The 17,927-nt window shown below is 59.6% G+C and carries 18 protein-coding genes; 2 read left to right on the top strand and 16 right to left on the bottom strand.

Annotation, left to right across the window (positions count from 1 at the left end; genetic code table 11):
- Positions 1-271: 271 nt before the first annotated feature.
- The 13 genes from ACM6IV_RS23015 to ACM6IV_RS22955 form a co-directional block, all read right to left on the bottom strand.
- Complete coding sequence (locus ACM6IV_RS23015) at positions 272-1,063, bottom strand: TatD family hydrolase (RefSeq protein WP_414871780.1); 792 nt, start codon at positions 1,061-1,063, stop codon at positions 272-274.
- Between the two features lie 14 nt (positions 1,064-1,077).
- Positions 1,078-1,434, bottom strand: a complete 357-nt coding sequence (locus tag ACM6IV_RS23010) for a PilZ domain-containing protein (RefSeq protein WP_414871779.1) — start codon at positions 1,432-1,434, stop codon at positions 1,078-1,080.
- A 42-nt stretch (positions 1,435-1,476) separates the two neighbouring features.
- A complete protein-coding gene (locus ACM6IV_RS23005) occupies positions 1,477-2,460 on the bottom strand; it encodes a DNA polymerase III subunit delta' (protein ID WP_414871778.1) in 984 nt (327 codons plus the stop codon).
- Complete coding sequence (gene tmk, locus ACM6IV_RS23000) at positions 2,453-3,085, bottom strand: dTMP kinase (RefSeq protein WP_414871777.1); 633 nt, start codon at positions 3,083-3,085, stop codon at positions 2,453-2,455. Before tmk ends, ACM6IV_RS23005 begins: the two co-directional genes overlap by 8 nt.
- A gap of 19 nt (positions 3,086-3,104) precedes the next feature.
- Positions 3,105-4,280, bottom strand: coding sequence for an endolytic transglycosylase MltG (mltG, locus tag ACM6IV_RS22995; RefSeq protein WP_414871776.1), 1,176 nt, complete (start codon positions 4,278-4,280; stop codon positions 3,105-3,107).
- Between the two features lie 3 nt (positions 4,281-4,283).
- Positions 4,284-5,099, bottom strand: a complete 816-nt coding sequence (gene pabC, locus ACM6IV_RS22990; RefSeq protein WP_414871775.1) for an aminodeoxychorismate lyase — start codon at positions 5,097-5,099, stop codon at positions 4,284-4,286.
- Positions 5,099-6,343, bottom strand: coding sequence for a beta-ketoacyl-ACP synthase II (gene fabF, locus ACM6IV_RS22985; protein WP_101156232.1), 1,245 nt, complete (start codon positions 6,341-6,343; stop codon positions 5,099-5,101). Before fabF ends, pabC begins: the two co-directional genes overlap by 1 nt.
- Positions 6,344-6,451: 108 nt before the next feature.
- Positions 6,452-6,688: an acyl carrier protein gene (gene acpP, locus ACM6IV_RS22980; protein WP_003175607.1), complete on the bottom strand. Its 237-nt coding sequence runs from the start codon at positions 6,686-6,688 to the stop codon at positions 6,452-6,454.
- Between the two features lie 196 nt (positions 6,689-6,884).
- Positions 6,885-7,628, bottom strand: a complete 744-nt coding sequence (gene fabG / locus ACM6IV_RS22975; RefSeq protein ID WP_034155354.1) for a 3-oxoacyl-ACP reductase FabG — start codon at positions 7,626-7,628, stop codon at positions 6,885-6,887.
- 16 nt (positions 7,629-7,644) lie between these two features.
- Positions 7,645-8,583: an ACP S-malonyltransferase gene (gene fabD / locus ACM6IV_RS22970; protein WP_414871774.1), complete on the bottom strand. Its 939-nt coding sequence runs from the start codon at positions 8,581-8,583 to the stop codon at positions 7,645-7,647.
- A 123-nt stretch (positions 8,584-8,706) separates the two neighbouring features.
- Positions 8,707-9,717 (bottom strand): phosphate acyltransferase PlsX, encoded by a 1,011-nt coding sequence (gene plsX / locus ACM6IV_RS22965; RefSeq protein ID WP_414871773.1) that lies wholly within the window; start codon positions 9,715-9,717, stop codon positions 8,707-8,709.
- Between the two features lie 4 nt (positions 9,718-9,721).
- Positions 9,722-9,904: a 50S ribosomal protein L32 gene (rpmF, locus tag ACM6IV_RS22960; protein WP_003179396.1), complete on the bottom strand. Its 183-nt coding sequence runs from the start codon at positions 9,902-9,904 to the stop codon at positions 9,722-9,724.
- Between the two features lie 13 nt (positions 9,905-9,917).
- A complete protein-coding gene (locus ACM6IV_RS22955) occupies positions 9,918-10,445 on the bottom strand; it encodes a YceD family protein (RefSeq protein ID WP_038364482.1) in 528 nt (175 codons plus the stop codon).
- A gap of 105 nt (positions 10,446-10,550) precedes the next feature.
- On the opposite strand from ACM6IV_RS22955, the gene ACM6IV_RS22950 reads away from it, so the two are divergent.
- On the top strand, positions 10,551-11,129 hold the full coding sequence (locus tag ACM6IV_RS22950) for a Maf family protein (RefSeq protein WP_414871772.1): 579 nt from the start codon (positions 10,551-10,553) through the stop codon (positions 11,127-11,129).
- Between the two features lie 49 nt (positions 11,130-11,178).
- On the opposite strand, the gene sppA is transcribed toward ACM6IV_RS22950, so the two are convergent.
- The 3 genes from sppA to rluC are packed head-to-tail and all read right to left on the bottom strand — an operon-like array spanning position 11,179 to position 13,801.
- On the bottom strand, positions 11,179-12,168 hold the full coding sequence (sppA, locus tag ACM6IV_RS22945; RefSeq protein ID WP_414871771.1) for a signal peptide peptidase SppA: 990 nt from the start codon (positions 12,166-12,168) through the stop codon (positions 11,179-11,181).
- Between the two features lie 24 nt (positions 12,169-12,192).
- On the bottom strand, positions 12,193-12,855 hold the full coding sequence (locus tag ACM6IV_RS22940) for an HAD-IA family hydrolase (RefSeq protein ID WP_414871770.1): 663 nt from the start codon (positions 12,853-12,855) through the stop codon (positions 12,193-12,195).
- Positions 12,842-13,801, bottom strand: coding sequence for a 23S rRNA pseudouridine(955/2504/2580) synthase RluC (gene rluC / locus ACM6IV_RS22935; RefSeq protein WP_414871769.1), 960 nt, complete (start codon positions 13,799-13,801; stop codon positions 12,842-12,844). The genes ACM6IV_RS22940 and rluC overlap by 14 nt, the downstream gene beginning before the upstream one ends.
- A 699-nt stretch (positions 13,802-14,500) precedes the next feature.
- On the opposite strand from rluC, the gene rne reads away from it, so the two are divergent.
- Positions 14,501-17,713 carry a ribonuclease E gene (gene rne / locus ACM6IV_RS22930; protein ID WP_414871768.1) on the top strand — a complete coding sequence of 1,071 codons (3,213 nt, stop codon included), beginning with the start codon at positions 14,501-14,503 and terminating at the stop codon, positions 17,711-17,713.
- Positions 17,714-17,927 lie beyond the last annotated feature (214 nt).

Raw genomic sequence — 17,927 nt, 5'->3', positions numbered from 1 at the left:
ATCTGTGTTTCTTGTTCATTTTGAGAACGTTTTGGGCGCAATGAGAACTCAACTGAAGCGAACGTATTCCAAATTTGTTTAAAAACCCTGACCGGCTCACTGGACTGCGCGCCAGACTGATCAATACTTGAACTGTCGGGCGACATCTCCCCCAAGTGTCGCGCCGGTAAAGGTACCAAGGGACCGCGTGCCTTTGTTTTACTCCTAATGGTCTTAACCCGGATTCACCCCCCAGAACCCGGGTTTTTTTTGCCTGCGATTTGCCCCTCGGCTACTGGGCAGATTTAACACTCGCCAGCGGAAACAGACGCTTGAAGTTCTCGGTGGTCTGCTCGGCAAAACGCTCGTAGTTTTCCCCGCGCAGCATCGCCAGGAACTCCGCCACCTCGCGCACGTATTGCGGCAGGTTGGGCTTGCCGCGATAAGGGATCGGCGCCAGATACGGTGAATCCGTTTCCACCAGCAAGCGATCCGCCGGGACTTTGCTCGCGACATCGCGCAATGCATCGGCATTGCGGAACGTGACAATGCCCGACAGGGATATGTAATAACCCATGTCCAGTGCAGCCTTGGCCATGTCCCAGTCTTCCGTGAAGCAATGCAGCACACCGGCCTGAGGCAACGCCGCTTCACGCAGCAACTCGAGGGTGTCGGCACGCGCGCCACGGGTGTGGATGATCACCGGTTTGCCGGTCTGCTGAGCCGCTTGCAGGTGCAGACGGAACGACTCCTGCTGCAGCTCGGCAGCTTCCGGTTCGTAGTGATAATCCAGACCGGTTTCACCGATCGCCACGACTTTCGGATGATTGAGCTCGTGCAACAGCCAGTCCAGCGCCGGCGCCGCACCCGGCTGCACATCCAGCGGATGCACGCCGACCGAACAATCGACATCGTCATAACGCTCAGCCAGGGCTTTGACGTCGGCGGCGTTATCGGCACTCACGCCGATGCACAGGAAGTGCCCGACTCCGCGCCCGCGAGCCGCATCCAGTGCAGCATCCAGCGAGCCGTCGTGGGCGGCGAGGTCGAGGCGATCAAGGTGACAATGGGAATCTACAAGCATAAAAAGACGGCTACTTACATCGTATGGGTGGGACGGTCGGATTTAAGCGCTCCGGCCAGATGGGTTTCGATGCGACTGCGCGCCGTGTTGTCGCCATCGTTGAACTGGACGCCGACACCGGCAGCGCGATTGCCTTGCGCCCCTTTCGGGGTGATCCAGGCGACCTTGCCGGCCACCGGGATCTTCTCGGCCTCGTCCATCAGGTTGAGCAGCATGAACACCTCATCGCCCAACCGGTAACTCTTGTTGGTCGGGATGAACAGGCCACCGTTTTTGATAAACGGCATGTACGCGGCGTAGAGCACCGACTTGTCCTTGATGGTCAGGGACAAGATGCCGTTGCGCGGCCCGGGGCTGACGGCTTCATTCATGTTGACCTCCACTGCTGATACTCAGAGTCTAGGTACAGATGCTTATCTTTGACCAGGCAATCCCGCCCATTGCACCAACAACGCTTCCAGCAACAAGGCCGGATTGAGGTTGGCCTTGCTCAGGACTTTCTGACGCTGGGCGAGAATCCAGTCCTGGATCTCGAGGACTTTGCCTTGCGCACTTTTCTGCGCCAGGTACTGCACGACTTTGCGCATGTCGGTCAGACCGAGCCCCGCTTCATCCTGAGTCAACTGATACCGCAGGACAAGACTCGACCAATCACAGAACCAGTCAAACAGGCGCAACATCGGAATGCTCTTCCATTCCTCAGCCAGTTGCGTCGGTGATTGTTGCTGCTTGAGCAACTTCTTCACGCCTTCGACCACTTGCGCGCGCTGTTCGCGCACGCCCTGAGACTGCAGACTGACCGCCATCAACGGCGAGCCGGCCGCCAGCGTCAGCAATTCGACACGCTCTTCTTCAGAGCAATGGGGCAGTGCCTGGGCCAGCCATTGCAAGCTCATCGCCTCGCCCGGCAACGGACAGGCCTGTTGCACGCAACGGCTTTTGATCGTCGGCAGCAATCGACTGGTCTGGTGGCTGACCAACAGCAACACGGTATCGCCGGACGGTTCTTCAAGGCTCTTGAGCAAGGCGTTCGCGGCGTTGATGTTCATCGACTCGACCGGCTCGATCAACACCACTTTACGCCCGCCCAACTGCGCGGTCTGCACCACGAAGCTGACCAGATCGCGCACCTGATCAACCTTGATCGCCTTATCGGCTTCTTCCGGTTCGAGGATGTAATTATCAGGATGGCTGCCCGCCTTGAGCAGCAGGCAGGATTTGCACTCGCCGCAGGCTTCCGGCGTCGGCCGCTGGCACAACAGACTGGCCATCAGACGCTCGGCCAAGGCACGCTTGCCGATCCCGGCCGGGCCATGTAGCAGATAGGCGTGGGCGTGCTGTTTACGCCCGGCCAGTTGCTGCCAGAGGCTGTCCTGCCATGGATAGGCCTCAGCCACGGGCCAGCTCCAGCAAATTCGGCAGTAAGGTATCCAGCGATTGTTGAACCTTGGCCAATGGCTGACCGGCATCAATGCGCACATAGCGCGCGGGATCGGCTTCAGCGCGTTTCAGAAACGCATTGCGCACCGCCTCGAAAAAAGCCCGCCCCTCCAGCTCGAAACGATCCAGACGGCCACGCGCACTGGCGCGGGCCAGGCCGATTTCCACCGGCAGATCGAAAATCAGCGTCAGATCCGGACGCAGATCACCCTGCACGAAAGTTTCCAGCGTGGCGATGCGCTCCAGCGACAAACCGCGACCTCCACCCTGATAGGCATAAGTCGAATCGGTGAAGCGATCACACAGCACCACCGCGCCCCGGGCCAGCGCCGGTCGAATCACTTCAGCCAAGTGCTGAGCGCGCGCAGCGAACACCAGTAACAGCTCGGCGTCCGGGTTCATGACCTCGTCGGCCGGTGCCAGCAGCACATCGCGAATCCGCTCGGCCAATGGCGTGCCGCCTGGCTCGCGGGTCAGCACCACTTCGATACCGGCGGCGCGCAGGCGCTCGGCGAGGTAGTCGCGATTGGTGCTTTTGCCGGCGCCTTCCGGGCCTTCCAGGGTAATAAACAAGCCAGTCACGGGCAGTCCTTAATCAAAGTCATTGCGTGTTTTGTGGAGCGGCGGCTTCGGGAGCCGGCACGGGCTCCTGAGGCGTCACTTGCGGCAACGATTCCGGGGCTGTATCCGGAGAGGCGGCGGGAATCGCCTCCTCGGCAGCAGGCGCGGATTCAGTGGGTGTCGCCGGTGCCGGGCTGGAACGGTAATCGGCGCGGCGCTTGAGCTGGTACTCACGCACCGCATTATTGTGCGCATCCAGATCATCGGAGAACACATGGCTGCCATCACCACGCGCGACAAAATACAGGCTGGTGCCGTTCACCGGATTCAGCGCCGCGTGAATCGCTTCACGCCCGACCATCGCAATCGGCGTCGGCGGCAGCCCGGGAATCACGTAGGTGTTATACGGCGTCGGCTCTTTCAAATGGGCGCGAGTCAGCTTGCCAGTGTAGCGATCGCCCAGCCCGTAAATGACGGTCGGATCGGTCTGCAACTGCATGCCCAAGGCCATGCGCCGTACGAAAACGCCGGCAATCTGCCCGCGCTCCTGCGGCACGCCGGTCTCCTTCTCGACCAGCGACGCCATGATCAACGCTTGATACGGCTCGGTATACGGCACATCGGCAGAACGACTGTCCCATTCCTTTGCCAGCACTTCATCGAGGCGATCAAAGGCTTTCTTCAGCAATTCGGCATCGGACATGCCGCGCACGAAACGATAGGTGTCGGGGAAGAATCGCCCTTCCGGGAACAAGCCCTTATGACCAATCTTCGCCATGACATCGCTGTCGCTCAAACCATTAAGGGTCTGCTCAAGCTTGTCATCCTTGGCCAACGCCGCGCGTACTTGATGGAAATTCCAGCCCTCGACCAGCGTCAGGCTGTACTGAACCACTTCACCGCGCTTCCACAAGTCGATCAGACCGTTGACGGTCATGCCCGGCTGCATGCGGTATTCGCCGCTGTGGATCGGCGTACCGGCGAGGTTGAAGCGCCAATAGACGCGCAGCCAGAACGCGTCCTTGATGACGCCATCGGTTTCGAGGGAAAGGAACGTACGGGTCGGCGTGGAGCCTTTCGGCACATCCAGCAGCTCTTCCTGCGTGATGTTCAAAGGCTGTTCCAGCGCACTGTGAATCTTCCAGGCGCTGGCGCCCATCAACAGCCCTGCCAGAACCAGTCCGGTTTCCAGCAGCAGCAAAAGTTTACGTCTCACAAATCAGGCATCCAGTAGGGCGCGGGCAAGGGTTTGCAGTTTACGGGTGAGCGGGCCAACCGGCCAGCTCAGTGCAGCACAGGCGCGTACCGGCCAGACGCCATACACGCTGTTGCAGACAAACACTTCATCGGCCCATTGCAGCTGCTCGAGGCTGATGTCGGCAATCTGCGCAGGAATGGCCAATGACTCGGCCTGAAACAATATTTCGGCGCGCATCACCCCGGCGACGCCGCAACGCTTCAGATCCGGCGTGAGCAACACCCCGTCGCGAACCAGAAATACATTGCTGAACACCCCTTCGATGACGCGACCGGCCTGATCGAGCATCAAGCCTTCGGCGTGCTCGCTGTCCTGCCATTCGGCACGGGCGATGACTTGTTCCAGTCGATTAAGGTGTTTGAGACCCGCCAGTAATGGCTGATTGGCGAGTCGCGTATTGCAGGGAAACAGGCGAACGCCTTGTTCAGCATGCACAGCGGGATAAGCCGCCGGAGGATTGCCTTGCAAAATGCGTCGGCCGGGCGCCGCCGGATCAGGCGCATAACCGCGCAGACCGTCGCCACGGGTGAGGATCAGCTTGAGCACGCCCTCGCCCATCGCTGCCGCATAGCTCAGCAGCTCATGGCGAATCAGCTCGATATCGGCGGCGATGGCCAGACGCGAACAGCCATCGGCCAGACGCGTCAGATGCCGATCCAGCAGGATCGGTTGGCCGCCACGCACGGCGATGGTCTCGAACAGACCGTCGCCGTAAGCCAGGCCGCGATCTTTCAGCGACAGAGCGTCAGCCGGTTGACCGTCGACCCAGCTGTCCATCAGCCTGCGAACCGGCGGAATGCCAAGGTGCCGTTGGTGCCGCCAAAACCGAAGGAGTTGGACAGTACGACATCGATGTCCATGTTGCGCGCCGTGTGCGCCACGAAATCGAGATCGCAGCCTTCGTCTGGCTCATCGAGGTTGATGGTCGGCGGTGCGACCTGGCTGTTGATCGCCAGCACGCTGAAGATCGCCTCCACCGCGCCCGCCGCACCCAACAGGTGACCGGTCATGGACTTGGTCGAGCTGACCGCCAGTTTGTAGGCATGATCACCGAACACGGTCTTGATCGCATTGGCTTCAGCGAGGTCGCCAGCCGGCGTCGAGGTGCCGTGGGCGTTGATGTATTGCACTTGATCGACGTTAATCTTCGCATCGCGCAGCGCGTTCGTGATGCAGCGTGCTGCACCGGCGCCGTCGGCAGGTGGCGAGGTCATGTGGAACGCATCGCCACTGGTACCGAAACCGATCAGCTCGGCGTAGATGGTCGCACCGCGGGCCTTGGCGTGCTCGAGTTCTTCGAGCACCAATGCGCCTGCACCGTCGGACAGGACGAAGCCATCACGGCCCTTGTCCCACGGACGGCTGGCGCGGGTCGGTTCGTCGTTGCGGGTCGACAGCGCACGAGACGCGCCGAAGCCGCCCATGCCCAGACCGCACGCGGCCATTTCGGCACCGCCGGCAATCATCACGTCCGCTTCGTCGTACATGATATTGCGCGCTGCCATGCCGATGCAGTGCGTACCAGTGGTACATGCAGTAGCGATGGCGTAGTTAGGTCCCTGTGCACCCAGGTGGATGGACAGAAAACCGGAAATCATATTGATGATCGAGCCTGGCACGAAGAATGGCGAGATTCGACGCGGGCCCGTTTCATGCAGGGTACGGCTGGTTTCTTCGATGTTGGTCAGACCGCCGATACCCGAACCCATGGCCACGCCAATGCGCTCACGGTTGGCGTCGGTGACTTCCAGACCGGCATTGCGCACGGCTTGAAAGCCTGCGGCGAGACCGTACTGAATGAACAGGTCGAGCTTGCGCGCTTCCTTGACCGACAGATATTCCTCGACATTGAAGCCCTTTACCGAGCCGCCAAAGCGGGTGGAATAGGCAGAAAGGTCGGTGTGTTCGATCAGACCAATGCCACTGCGGCCAGCCAGAATGCCCTGCCAACTGCTCGGCACATCCGTGCCCAGTGGCGACAACATACCCATACCGGTGACTACGACGCGTCTACGCGACACAGCACTCTCCTTTTTCAAATGACGATTTTGCATCAGGCCTAAAGAAAAAACCGCACGCCATGATGGCAGTGCGGTTTTTCCATGACAGCAAGCAACGATTACAAACTATTACGCCTGGTGGCTAGTAACGTAGTCGATTGCAGCTTGTACAGTAGTGATCTTCTCAGCTTCTTCGTCAGGGATTTCGGTCTCGAATTCCTCTTCCAGAGCCATCACCAGCTCAACGGTGTCAAGGGAGTCGGCACCCAGGTCTTCTACGAAGGAAGCGGTGTTGACCACTTCTTCTTCTTTAACACCCAGTTGCTCGGCAACGATTTTCTTGACGCGCTCTTCGATGGTGCTCATACCTTGTTTTCACTCCTAATGGACAAATTCAGGCAGCTGGCCAGTGGGTAAGTGTATAGAAAGACTTTTCAGTTTTTCAACTGAAAGCTTCACTCCTCAAACCCTGCAGCCCTCTGCCTATAAATAGATTGCAGCTTTATAACGGATTTTAGACAGCTCGTATGACATTTTTTTGAAGCGATCCGTCACATTTTACTTACATGTACATCCCACCGTTCACCGGGATTGTAGCCCCAGTGACGTATGCCGCACCGTCGGATGCAAGAAAAGCGACCACAGACGCGATCTCTTGAGCTTGTCCCAGACGACCCAGCGGAATCTGCGTCTGCAAGGCTTCACGCTGTGCTTCAGGCAGCTCGCGCGTCATATCGGTGTCGATAAACCCGGGGGTTACCGAGTTGACCGTAATCGAACGCGAACCGACTTCACGCGCCATTGCACGACTGAAACCTTCCAGACCGGCCTTGGCGGCTGCATAGTTTACTTGGCCTGCGTTGCCCATGGCACCCACCACCGAGCCAATACTGATAATTCGCCCCCAACGTGCCTTGGTCATGCCGCGCAGAACGCCCTTGGACAGACGATACAGACTGTTCAGGTTGGTATCGATCACGTCGTACCACTCGTCGTCTTTCATGCGCATCATCAGGTTATCGCGGGTGATGCCGGCATTATTGACCAGGATCGCCACCGGTGCACCAAACTGCTCCTGAATGCCCGCCAGCACTGCGCTGACCGATTCATCGCTGGTGACGTTGAGTTCGAAACCGGCGCCCTGAATACCGTTTTCTTTCAGGGTTGCAGCGATACGCTCAGCGCCCGAAGCGGAAGTCGCGGTGCCAATGACGATGGCGCCCTGGCGACCCAGTTCCAGTGCGATAGCCTGGCCGATACCGCGGCTTGCACCGGTGACCAGTGCAACTTTACCTTGCAGACTCATGCAAGTTTCTCCTGATTCAGGCTTGCGCTGCGCGAGCGGCAGCGAAAGCGTCTGGGGTATTGAGGTTGGAAGTCGCCACGCCTTCGGCGCAACGTTTGTTCAGACCGGCCAGGACCTTGCCCGGGCCGCATTCGACCAGATTGGTCGCGCCCTTGGCCGCCAAAGTCTGGACCGACTCGACCCAGCGCACTGGCTTGTACAGCTGCTCAAGCAGATCGCGCTTGAGGGTTTCCAGATCAGCCGGCACTTGCGCACTGACGTTCTGTACCACCGGAATCTGCGGCACCTGCCAGTCGATGGCGTCGATGGACTCGGCGAAACGCTCGGCAGCCGGACGCATCAGCTCGCAGTGCGACGGCACGCTCACCGGCAGCGGCATGGCACGCTTGGCGCCACGCGCCTTGCAACCTTCGATGGCGCGCTCGACGGCAGCCTTGGCACCGGCAATCACCACTTGGCCCGGCGAGTTGAAGTTGACCGCGCTGACCACTTCACCTTGCGCCGCTTCGGCGCAGGCAGCCAGCACGTCGGCATCATCCAGACCGAGAATGGCAGCCATTCCGCCCTGCCCCGCCGGAACAGCTTCCTGCATCAACTGGCCGCGGCGCTCAACGAGCTTCACCGCGTCAGCCAGTGTCAGGCTGCCAGCAGCGACCAGCGCGCTGTATTCACCCAGGCTGTGACCGGCAACAAAGGCCGGACGCGCGCCGCCTTCAGCCAGCCACAGACGCCACAGGGCGATCGAAGCGGTCAGAATGGCCGGTTGGGTTTTATCGGTTTCGTTGAGCAGCTCTACCGGGCCCTGCTGGGTCAGTGCCCACAGGTCATAGCCCAGAGCCGCAGAGGCTTCTTTGAAAGTTTCGAGGATCAACGGATATTCCGCGCCCAGCTCGGCCAGCATGCCGAGGGACTGCGAACCCTGTCCTGGAAAGACGAATGCGAGGGAAGCAGACATGTAACAAGCCCCTAATGATCTTGTCGTCGAAAAATGACGCCCCGCTTGGGGACGCAAGAAACTGACAGTTGGATGGCCCTTTGAACCGGGCGGTCACATTTAAGCATTGTCCGACGAAAACGCCTAAGACAACAAATCCTCCAGACGACCGTGGAGACGCTCGGGAAGGTTTTCCTGAATCTCGATCAGCGCGCGCGAAATAGCACTCTGGAAGCCCTGAACCCCGGCCGAACCGTGACTTTTCACGACGATTCCCTGCAAGCCGAGAAAGCTTGCGCCGTTATGTCGCGCCGGCGCCAGATCCGCCTGCAAGCGCTTCATCAGCGGCAACGCCAAAGCCCCCACCGCACGGGAGGCCAGATTCTTTTTGAACAGCGCCTCGATGCGCGCAGCAATCATCGTAGCCAGCCCTTCGCTCGATTTGAGCAGGATGTTGCCGACGAAACCATCACACACCACGACATCGGCCTCGCCACGATACAAACCGTCGCCTTCGATAAAGCCGATGTAATTGATGCCACGGGCAGCCTGCAACAGCGTCGCAGCCAGCTTGACCTGCTGATTGCCCTTGATGTCTTCGGTGCCGATGTTCAGCAGCGCGACACGCGGGCGATGGATACCCAGCGTCTGCGCCGCCACCGAGCCCATCACCGCAAATTGCAGCAAATGCTCGGCACTGCAATCGACGTTGGCGCCCAGGTCGAGCAACTGACAAAAGCCCTTCTGCGTCGGAATGGCCGCCACCATCGCCGGTCGATCAATCCCCGGCAATGTCTTCAACACAAACCGCGACAACGCCATCAACGCCCCCGTGTTGCCGGCACTGACACACGCCTGCGCCTTGCCATCACGAACCAGTTCAAGGGCGATACGCATCGACGAGTCCGGCTTGCCACGCAAGGCCTGGGTCGGTTTTTCGTCCATGGTGATGACTTCGCTGGCCGGGACAATCGTCAGGCGCGCGCGATCGGCAGCCGATTGGCCGTTGATCAATTCTTCAAGAAGGGAGGGTTGACCGACGAGGGTCAGGTGTAGCGAGGGCGTAGCAGACAGACAAGCAAGGCTGGCCTCAACAATGCTGCGGGGACCGAAGTCCCCGCCCATTGCGTCAATCGCGATGACTTGAGCGGACAAGTGATTACTCGTCAGCGCCCTTGTCGATCACTTTACGGCCACGGTATACGCCTTCTGGCGATACGTGGTGACGCAGGTGAACTTCACCAGTGGTTTTTTCTACAGACAGGGTGCTAGCCTCGAGAGCGTCGTGCGAACGGCGCATGTCACGGGCAGAGCGGGATTTTTTGTTCTGCTGAACAGCCATAATTGATTAACTCCTAAACGTTTGGGTCACGCTTTAACTGCGCCAATACACTGAACGGGTTGGACCGCGTTACCTCGTCCTCGCTCGGTTCGGGCTCATCTGCTCCCGCCGGCTGCTGGCATTCTTCCGGATGATGAGCAGGCACAATGGGCAAGGCAAGCAGAAGCTCTTCCTCGACCAGTGACTGCAGATCCAATGGATCTTCGCCCAGTTCCAGCACGTCATAACCTTTCGGTAACGACTGGGTATTCGCACCCTCCTTCACCACAGCGTAACTGCATTCGCTGTGGATCGGCAGGGTGACCAGCTCAAGACAACGCTGGCAAACCATTTTGACTTCGGTGTCGATAAAGCTGTGGATCACCACAGATTTACGTTCATCTCGTTCAAAAACGAATTTCGCCTGCACCGTACCGACATCGTCGGAAAGCGGGTCGCAGAGTCTCTTCAAATCGGCCAGCAGCAGTTCACCTTGAAGGGTGGTGCCACGGTCAGCCAATTTGCGCGGGTCAACGTGAGGTGGAATCGGGTCATTCAACATAGGCGCAGCATTATAGGGATGCACCCACCCATGTCAAAGGAAATTGTGCCCTGTCCGTCACTTGCGTGCCTCCGCTAGAATTCGCACCTGCCTCAGGAGACGCGAATGCTGCCTTTATTACTCGCTTCAAGCTCGACCTATCGCCGGGAATTGCTCGCCCGCCTGCACCTGCCGTTCGTCTGCAGCTCGCCGGATATCGATGAAAGCCATCGTCCGGGCGAGTCAGCCACCGAACTGGTCAAACGCCTTGCCGAGCAAAAAGCCCGGGCATTGGCCGACAGCCACCCCGCTCATCTGATTATCGGTTCAGACCAGGTCGCTGTACTCGGCGAACAGATCATTGGCAAGCCGCACACTTTCGAGAAGGCCCGCGAGCAACTGATGGCTGCCAGCGGCGCCAGCGTGACATTTCTGACCGGCGTGGCACTGCTCAACAGCCAGACCGGGCAATGCCAGGTTGACTGCGTGCCGTTCACCGTACATATGCGCCAGCTCGATCAGGCGCGCATCGAACGCTATCTGCGTCTCGAGCAGCCCTACGACTGCGCCGGCAGCTTCAAAGCTGAAGGCCTCGGCGTGAGTCTGTTTCAATCCACCGAAGGCCCTGACGCCACCAGCCTGATCGGCCTGCCGCTGATTCGACTGATCGACATGTTATTGGTTGAGGACGTGCAAATCCCCTGACCCACAAAAAACCGGCCATCAAGGCCGGTTTTTATTTAACTGCGACCTTTTAACGCAACGAAGGCCCGTGGAAACCCATCCACATTGCCAGTTGCTCAGCGACACTGGCGCCGAGCTTCTTCGAAAAGCGGTCGAACGGCGATTCCTGAACAGTGAAGTCGACCAGCTCTTTCTCGCCAATCACATCACGCGCCACCGAACTGGCGTTGCCCAGACCATCGATCAGCCCCAGCGGTAGCGCTTGCTCACCCGACCAGACCAGGCCGGAGAACAACTCCGGATGCTCTTTATCCTTCAGGCGATCGCCACGACCCTGCTTGACGCTGTTAATGAACTGTTTGTGCGTGGTATCGAGCACGCTCTGCCAGAACGCGGTTTCTTCAGGCTTCTGCGGCTGGAACGGATCGAGGAACGACTTGTGCTCGCCGGAGGTGTACGTACGACGCTCAACACCGAGCTTTTCCATGGTGCCGACAAAGCCGTAACCGGCCGCCGTCACACCAATCGAGCCGACCAGACTGGCCTTGTCGGCGTAGATCTGATCCGCCGCGCTGGCGATGTAATAGGCACCAGACGCGCCCAGATCGGAAATCACCGCGTACAGTTTGGTATCCGGATGCAGGCCGCGCAGACGCTTGATCTCGTCATAGACATAACCCGACTGCACCGGACTGCCGCCCGGGCTGTTGATGCGCAGGATCACGCCCTTGACCTTCTTGTCCTCGAACGCCGCCCGCAGACTTCCGACAATGTTATCGGCACTGGCCGGTTCTTTATCGGCGATCATGCCGGTGACGTCGATCAGCGCGGTGTAGTTCGGCCCGCGCGTGGCGCTCTTTTCCATGTCCATCAATGGTGTGAACAGGATCAGCGCAACAAACAGATAAACAAACGTCAGCAGCTTGAAAAAAATCCCCCAACGCCGCGAACGACGCTGCTCCTGAACCCCGGCCAGCAGGGTCTTTTCCAACAGCTTCCAGCTTTTCTCGTCACCGCCGTCGGCACTTGCCTTGGCCGGTGCTTTCCATTCGTCGGTCATGCCATCCACCCCAGCAAAAACGTATTAAGCCTGCTGCCCCAGCCAGGCATGCAATTCGGAAAAACGGTCAATCGACAGGCGCGGCTCGAACTGCTGCAGCGATTCGATCGATTGCGCGCCATAACTGACCGCCACCGAATCCATCCCCGCATTGCGCGCCATCAGCAGATCGAAGGACGAATCGCCGACCATCAACGCCTGCTCCGGGCGCACGCCACAATGAGCAACGATCTGTTCCAGCATCAGAGGGTGCGGCTTGCTCGCAGTTTCATCGGCGGCGCGGGTGATATCGAAATAATCGTCCCAGCCATTGGCCTTGAGTACCCGATCCAGGCCGCGACGATTCTTGCCGGTCGCCACCGCCAGGTGATAACCCTGCTCGCGAAAGGACGCCATCGACTCGACTACACCCTCGAACAATGGCGAAGGCACGGCTTCTGCGGCGATGTAGTGATCGGCGTAATACTCACGAAACGCGGTCATTTCGGCATCACTGATTTCCGGATACAAGGTGCGAATAGCTTCGGGCAAGCCCAGACCGATAATGCCTTTGACGGCAAAATCATCGCGCAACTCGAAACCGGAGCGCCCGGACGCCGAATGCATCGCCTCGACAATTCGATGAATGGAGTCGGCCAGCGTGCCGTCCCAATCGAAAATCAGCAGTTTGTAATCAGATGGGCGCACTCAATCGCTCCACGGTCTTGGCCCACATTTCGTCGACCGGTGCCTGCAGGGTCAGCTTGCCGCCATCGGGCAGCGGCACGGTCAGCATGTAAGCGTGCAGAAACAGACGCTTGCCGCCCAGATCGCGAATTTCCTTGGTGAAATCCTCATCGCCATACTTGCTGTCACCGGCAATGCAATGCCCGGCGTGCAGCGTGTGCACACGAATCTGGTGAGTACGGCCGGTCACAGGCTTGGCCTCGACCATGGTGGCGAAATCGCCAAAACGGCGCAGCACCTTGAACACGGTGAGGGCTTCTTTGCCTTCGTCGTTGACTTCGACCATGCGCTCGCCGGAACGCAGGTTGCTCTTGAGCAACGGCGCACTGACCTGCTTGATCGAGGTCGCCCAGTTACCGCGTACCAGCGCCATGTAACGCTTGTCGACACCGTCACCGCGCAGCTTTTCGTGCAAGTGGCGCAGCATGCTGCGTTTCTTGGCGATCATCAGCAGCCCGGAGGTGTCACGGTCGAGACGGTGAACCAGCTCCAGCTCCTTGGCATCGGGACGCAACTGACGAAAGGCTTCGATCACACCGAAATTCAGGCCACTGCCACCGTGAACCGCAATGCCGGCGGGCTTGTTGATCACGATCAGGGCTTTGTCTTCGTAGACAATCGAGGCTTCAAGGCGTTGCAGCAGCCCTTGGGCCAGTGGCACCGGCTCGTCACGCTCAGGCACGCGAACCGGCGGCACGCGCACGATATCGCCGGCCTGCAGCTTGTACTCGGGCTTGATCCGGCCTTTGTTAACGCGCACTTCGCCTTTACGCAAAATGCGGTAAATCAAGGTCTTGGGCACGCCTTTGAGCCGGGCGAGGAGAAAATTGTCGATTCGTTGGCCGGCATACTCCGGCGAGACTTCAAGCAATTGAACGCCTGGAGTCGAAGGGGCAGTAGTTGTCATGCCGCGGATGATAACAATTTTTATGGAATTGAAGCACTTAATCATTGCTGCTATAGTCGCGAACGCCGCCAAAAGCGGCCTGGACAGAGGAACCACGGTCAAAAACCGGCCCTGACCAACGCAATTCACCAGGACGCGAGGCCGTCCTACGGGGCTTTCGCTACGTAACGGTGGAGTTTTCAGTTGTAACAAGCGCAGGTGACATGAGGCCTGAATTACACCGCCGAGCAGAGTTTTTACTCGCCTGGCAGGCACACATTCAAGGCCAGTTCACAAAGTGCAGTCAGCTGCAGATGACCCCGAGCGAATGCTTCGGAAACAACGCCTGAATTAGCCATGATGCGTGACCTCCCCTTTCGGAGCTCACGGTAAATGCCAACCCGCTGCGGATTCTGCGCGCGGCAGCACCCGAATTATCAGGGATACGTGTAGGGTGGAGATGCACAACCGCTGGACTGTGTAGCAATAGGCTTTATCAAGACGCTTCATCTCGTCCACAGCCGCTGGTTGATTCCTCCTCCTGACTGAGTGCTTAAGTAGCCACAGCAAGCAGGACGCGTACGTCGCTATATCGGCCCAATTGGCCGCATATCGCTGGACACGGGAATGGCCAACCACTCCCGACGCACCTGACACCGACCGTGAGAAGTCGTGTGTGCCGAACGCCGTTTCCGGCAGCCCGGAAACCGACGGTACTACATGAAAAGAATGCTGATTAACGCAACTCAACCCGAAGAGTTGCGTGTTGCACTGGTAGATGGCCAGCGCCTCTACGACCTGGACATCGAATCCGGTGCACGCGAGCAGAAGAAGGCCAACATCTATAAAGGCCGCATCACTCGCATCGAACCAAGCCTTGAGGCTGCCTTTGTCGATTTCGGCTCTGAGCGCCACGGCTTCCTGCCCCTCAAAGAAATCTCCCGCGAGTACTTCAAGAAAGCCCCTGAAGGCCGCGTCAACATCAAGGACGTCCTGAGCGAAGGCCAGGAAGTCATCGTTCAGGTCGAAAAAGAAGAACGTGGCAACAAGGGCGCCGCCCTGACCACCTTCATCAGCCTGGCCGGTCGTTACCTCGTGCTGATGCCGAACAACCCGCGTGCCGGCGGTATCTCCCGTCGCATCGAAGGCGAAGAGCGCAATGAACTGCGTGAAGCGCTGAACGGTCTGGTCGCACCGGCCGACATGGGTCTGATCGTGCGCACTGCCGGCCTGGGCCGCAGCAGCGAAGAAATGCAGTGGGACCTCGACTACCTGCTGCAACTGTGGACCGCCATCAAAGAAGCCTCGCTGGATCGCTCCGCACCTTTCCTGATCTACCAGGAAAGCAACGTGATCATCCGCGCCATCCGCGATTACCTGCGCCAGGACATCGGCGAAGTGCTGATCGACAGCGTTGAAGCCCAGGACGAAGCCCTGACCTTCATCCGCCAGGTAATGCCGCAGTACGCCAGCAAGATCAAGCTGTACGAAGACAGCGTGCCGCTGTTCAACCGTTTCCAGATCGAAAGCCAGATCGAGACCGCTTTCCAGCGCGTCGTTGAACTGCCTTCCGGCGGCTCCATCGTCATCGATCCGACCGAAGCTCTGGTGTCCATCGACATCAACTCGGCGCGCGCCACCAAAGGCAGCGACATCGAAGAAACCGCGCTGCAGACCAACCTTGAAGCCGCTGAAGAAATCGCCCGTCAGTTGCGCCTGCGCGACATCGGCGGCCTGATCGTCATCGACTTCATCGACATGACCCCGGCCAAGAACCAGCGCGCCGTGGAAGAGAAAGTCCGCGAATGCCTGGAAGCCGACCGCGCTCGCGTGCAAATCGGCCGTATCTCGCGCTTCGGCCTGCTGGAAATGTCCCGTCAGCGCCTGCGTCCATCCCTGGGCGAAAGCAGCGGCATCGTCTGCCCGCGTTGCAACGGTACCGGCATCATCCGTGATGTTGAATCGCTGTCGCTGGCGATCCTGCGCCTGATCGAAGAAGAAGCCCTCAAAGACCGCACTGCCGAAGTGCGCGCCCAGGTGCCGATCCCGGTCGCTGCGTTCCTGCTCAACGAAAAACGCAACTCGATCACCAAGATCGAACTGCGCACCCGTGCCCGTATCGTCATTCTGCCGAACGATCACCTCGAAACGCCGCACTTCGAAGTTCAGCGCCTGCGTGACGACAGCCCGGAAGCCGCGACCAACCAGTCCAGCTACGAAATCGCTGCGGCCGCTGCCGAAGTCGAAGAAGTCCAGCCAGCCGCTGCGACGCGCACCCTGGTTCGCCAGGAAGCAGCCGTCAAGACTGCACCGGCCCGTGCCAACGCTCCGGTTCCAACCGAAGCCGCCGCCCCTGCCGCTCCGGCCCCGGCGCCAGTTGCCGCACCAGAGCCAAGCCTGTTCAAAGGTCTGGTGAAATCGCTGGTCAGCCTGTTCGCCACCAAAGAAGAGCCTGTTGCCCCGGCCGTGGTTGAAAAACCGGCTGCCGAGCGTCCGGCCCGTAACGAAGAGCGTCGCAACGGTCGTCAGCAGAGCCGCAACCGTAACGGTCGCCGCGATGAAGAGCGCAAGCCGCGCGAAGAACGTGCTCCACGTGAAGAACGTGCTCCACGCGAGCCGCGTGAAGAGCGCGCGCCACGTGAAGCCCGTGAAGTCCGCGAGCCTCGTGAAGCCCGTACCGAAGCGCCAGTCGCCCGCGAAGAACGCGCACCACGCGCTCCGCGTGAAGAACGTGCGCCACGTGCGCCGCGTGAAGACCGCAAGCCACGTGGCGAGCGTGAAGAACGCGTACGTGAACTGCGCGAGCCACTGGACGCCGCGCCGGTTGCTGCAGCCGCCGCAGCCGTGACCGCTGAAGAACGCCCGGCCCGTCAGCCACGTGAAGAGCGCGCACCGCGTCCGCCACGTGAAGAGCGTCAACCGCGCGCCGAACAGGCCGCTGCTGCCGTTGCTGAAGAAGAAGTGAACACCAACGAAGAGCAACTGCCGGAAGACGGTTCGGAGAACGCCGAAGGCGATCGTCCACGTCGTCGCTCGCGCGGTCAGCGTCGTCGCAGCAACCGTCGTGAGCGTCAGCGTGATGCCAACGGCAACGTGATCGAAGGTTCGGAAGAATCCGAAGCCGGCGAAAACGCTGAAGCGCCAAGCGCTGCCGATCTGGCTGCAGGCCTCGCTGTGACCGCCGCTGTTGCCAGCAGCGTGATCAGCGCTCCGGCCGAAGCACAAGCCCACGAGCAAGCCGAACGCGCTACCGCAGCTGTTCAGGAATCCGCTCCAGTGGAAGCGCCGGTTGTTGAAGCAACCACCCCGGTAGAAGTGGTTGCGGCTCCAGAAGTCGAAGTGGCACCGGTTCAAGAAACTCTGCCTCAAGTAGAGCCAGCGCCGGTTGTCGCTGCCGAGCCGGTGGTTGAAGCCGTCGCCGAAACCGTGACCGAAACCGTGCGTGAAGTTCGCGAAGAGCAGACCGCTTTCAACTGGGTTGCCGAGCCGGTTGCGACTGAAGCACCAGCACCTGTCGCTGAAGCTGAAGTGCCACAAGCCATGGTTTCCGAGCCAGTGGTGGCTGCCGCCGAACCGGCTCCAGCGCCTGTTGCTGAAGCACCGGTTGTAGAAGCACCCGTGGTTGCCGAAGTGCCAGCTCCAGTGGTTGAAGCGCCAGCGCCAGTCAGCGCGCTGACGCCAAGCGGCCGCGCGCCAAACGATCCACGTGAAGTGCGTCGTCGCAAGCGTGAAGAAGAGCGTCTGCAGAAGGAAGCCGAACTGGCTGCCGCTGCTGCTCCGGCTGCTGAAGTGGTCGAGGCAGCGCCTGCCCCGGTCGCTGAAGAAGCGGTTGTCGAAGCGGTGATCGCTGAAGCACCACGCTCCGTTCAGGACGCGGTCGAGCAACACCAAGAGGCCGAGGAAAAAGAGCACGAGCCTAAACCACTCGTGTAATTCCCGAAGCCGTTAAAAAGCCCCGCCTGATTATTCAAGCGGGGCTTTTTTATGCCTCGATTTTTTGTGGTGGACTCTAGATCCAACCCCCTCACCCCAGCCCTCTCCCCACGGGGCGAGGGGAAAGGGAGCCGATCTCTGTGCTTTTCAAATCCTGAGTTCGACTGGATAGCTCAGGTCGGTGTACCTTGAAAGAACACCTCGGTCAGTCCCC

The organism is Pseudomonas sp. IT-347P (assembly GCF_949768005.1).
Lineage (GTDB): Bacteria > Pseudomonadota > Gammaproteobacteria > Pseudomonadales > Pseudomonadaceae > Aquipseudomonas.
The sequence above is the reverse complement of the archived record's forward strand: the minus strand, read 5'-3'. Positions and strand labels throughout refer to the sequence as shown.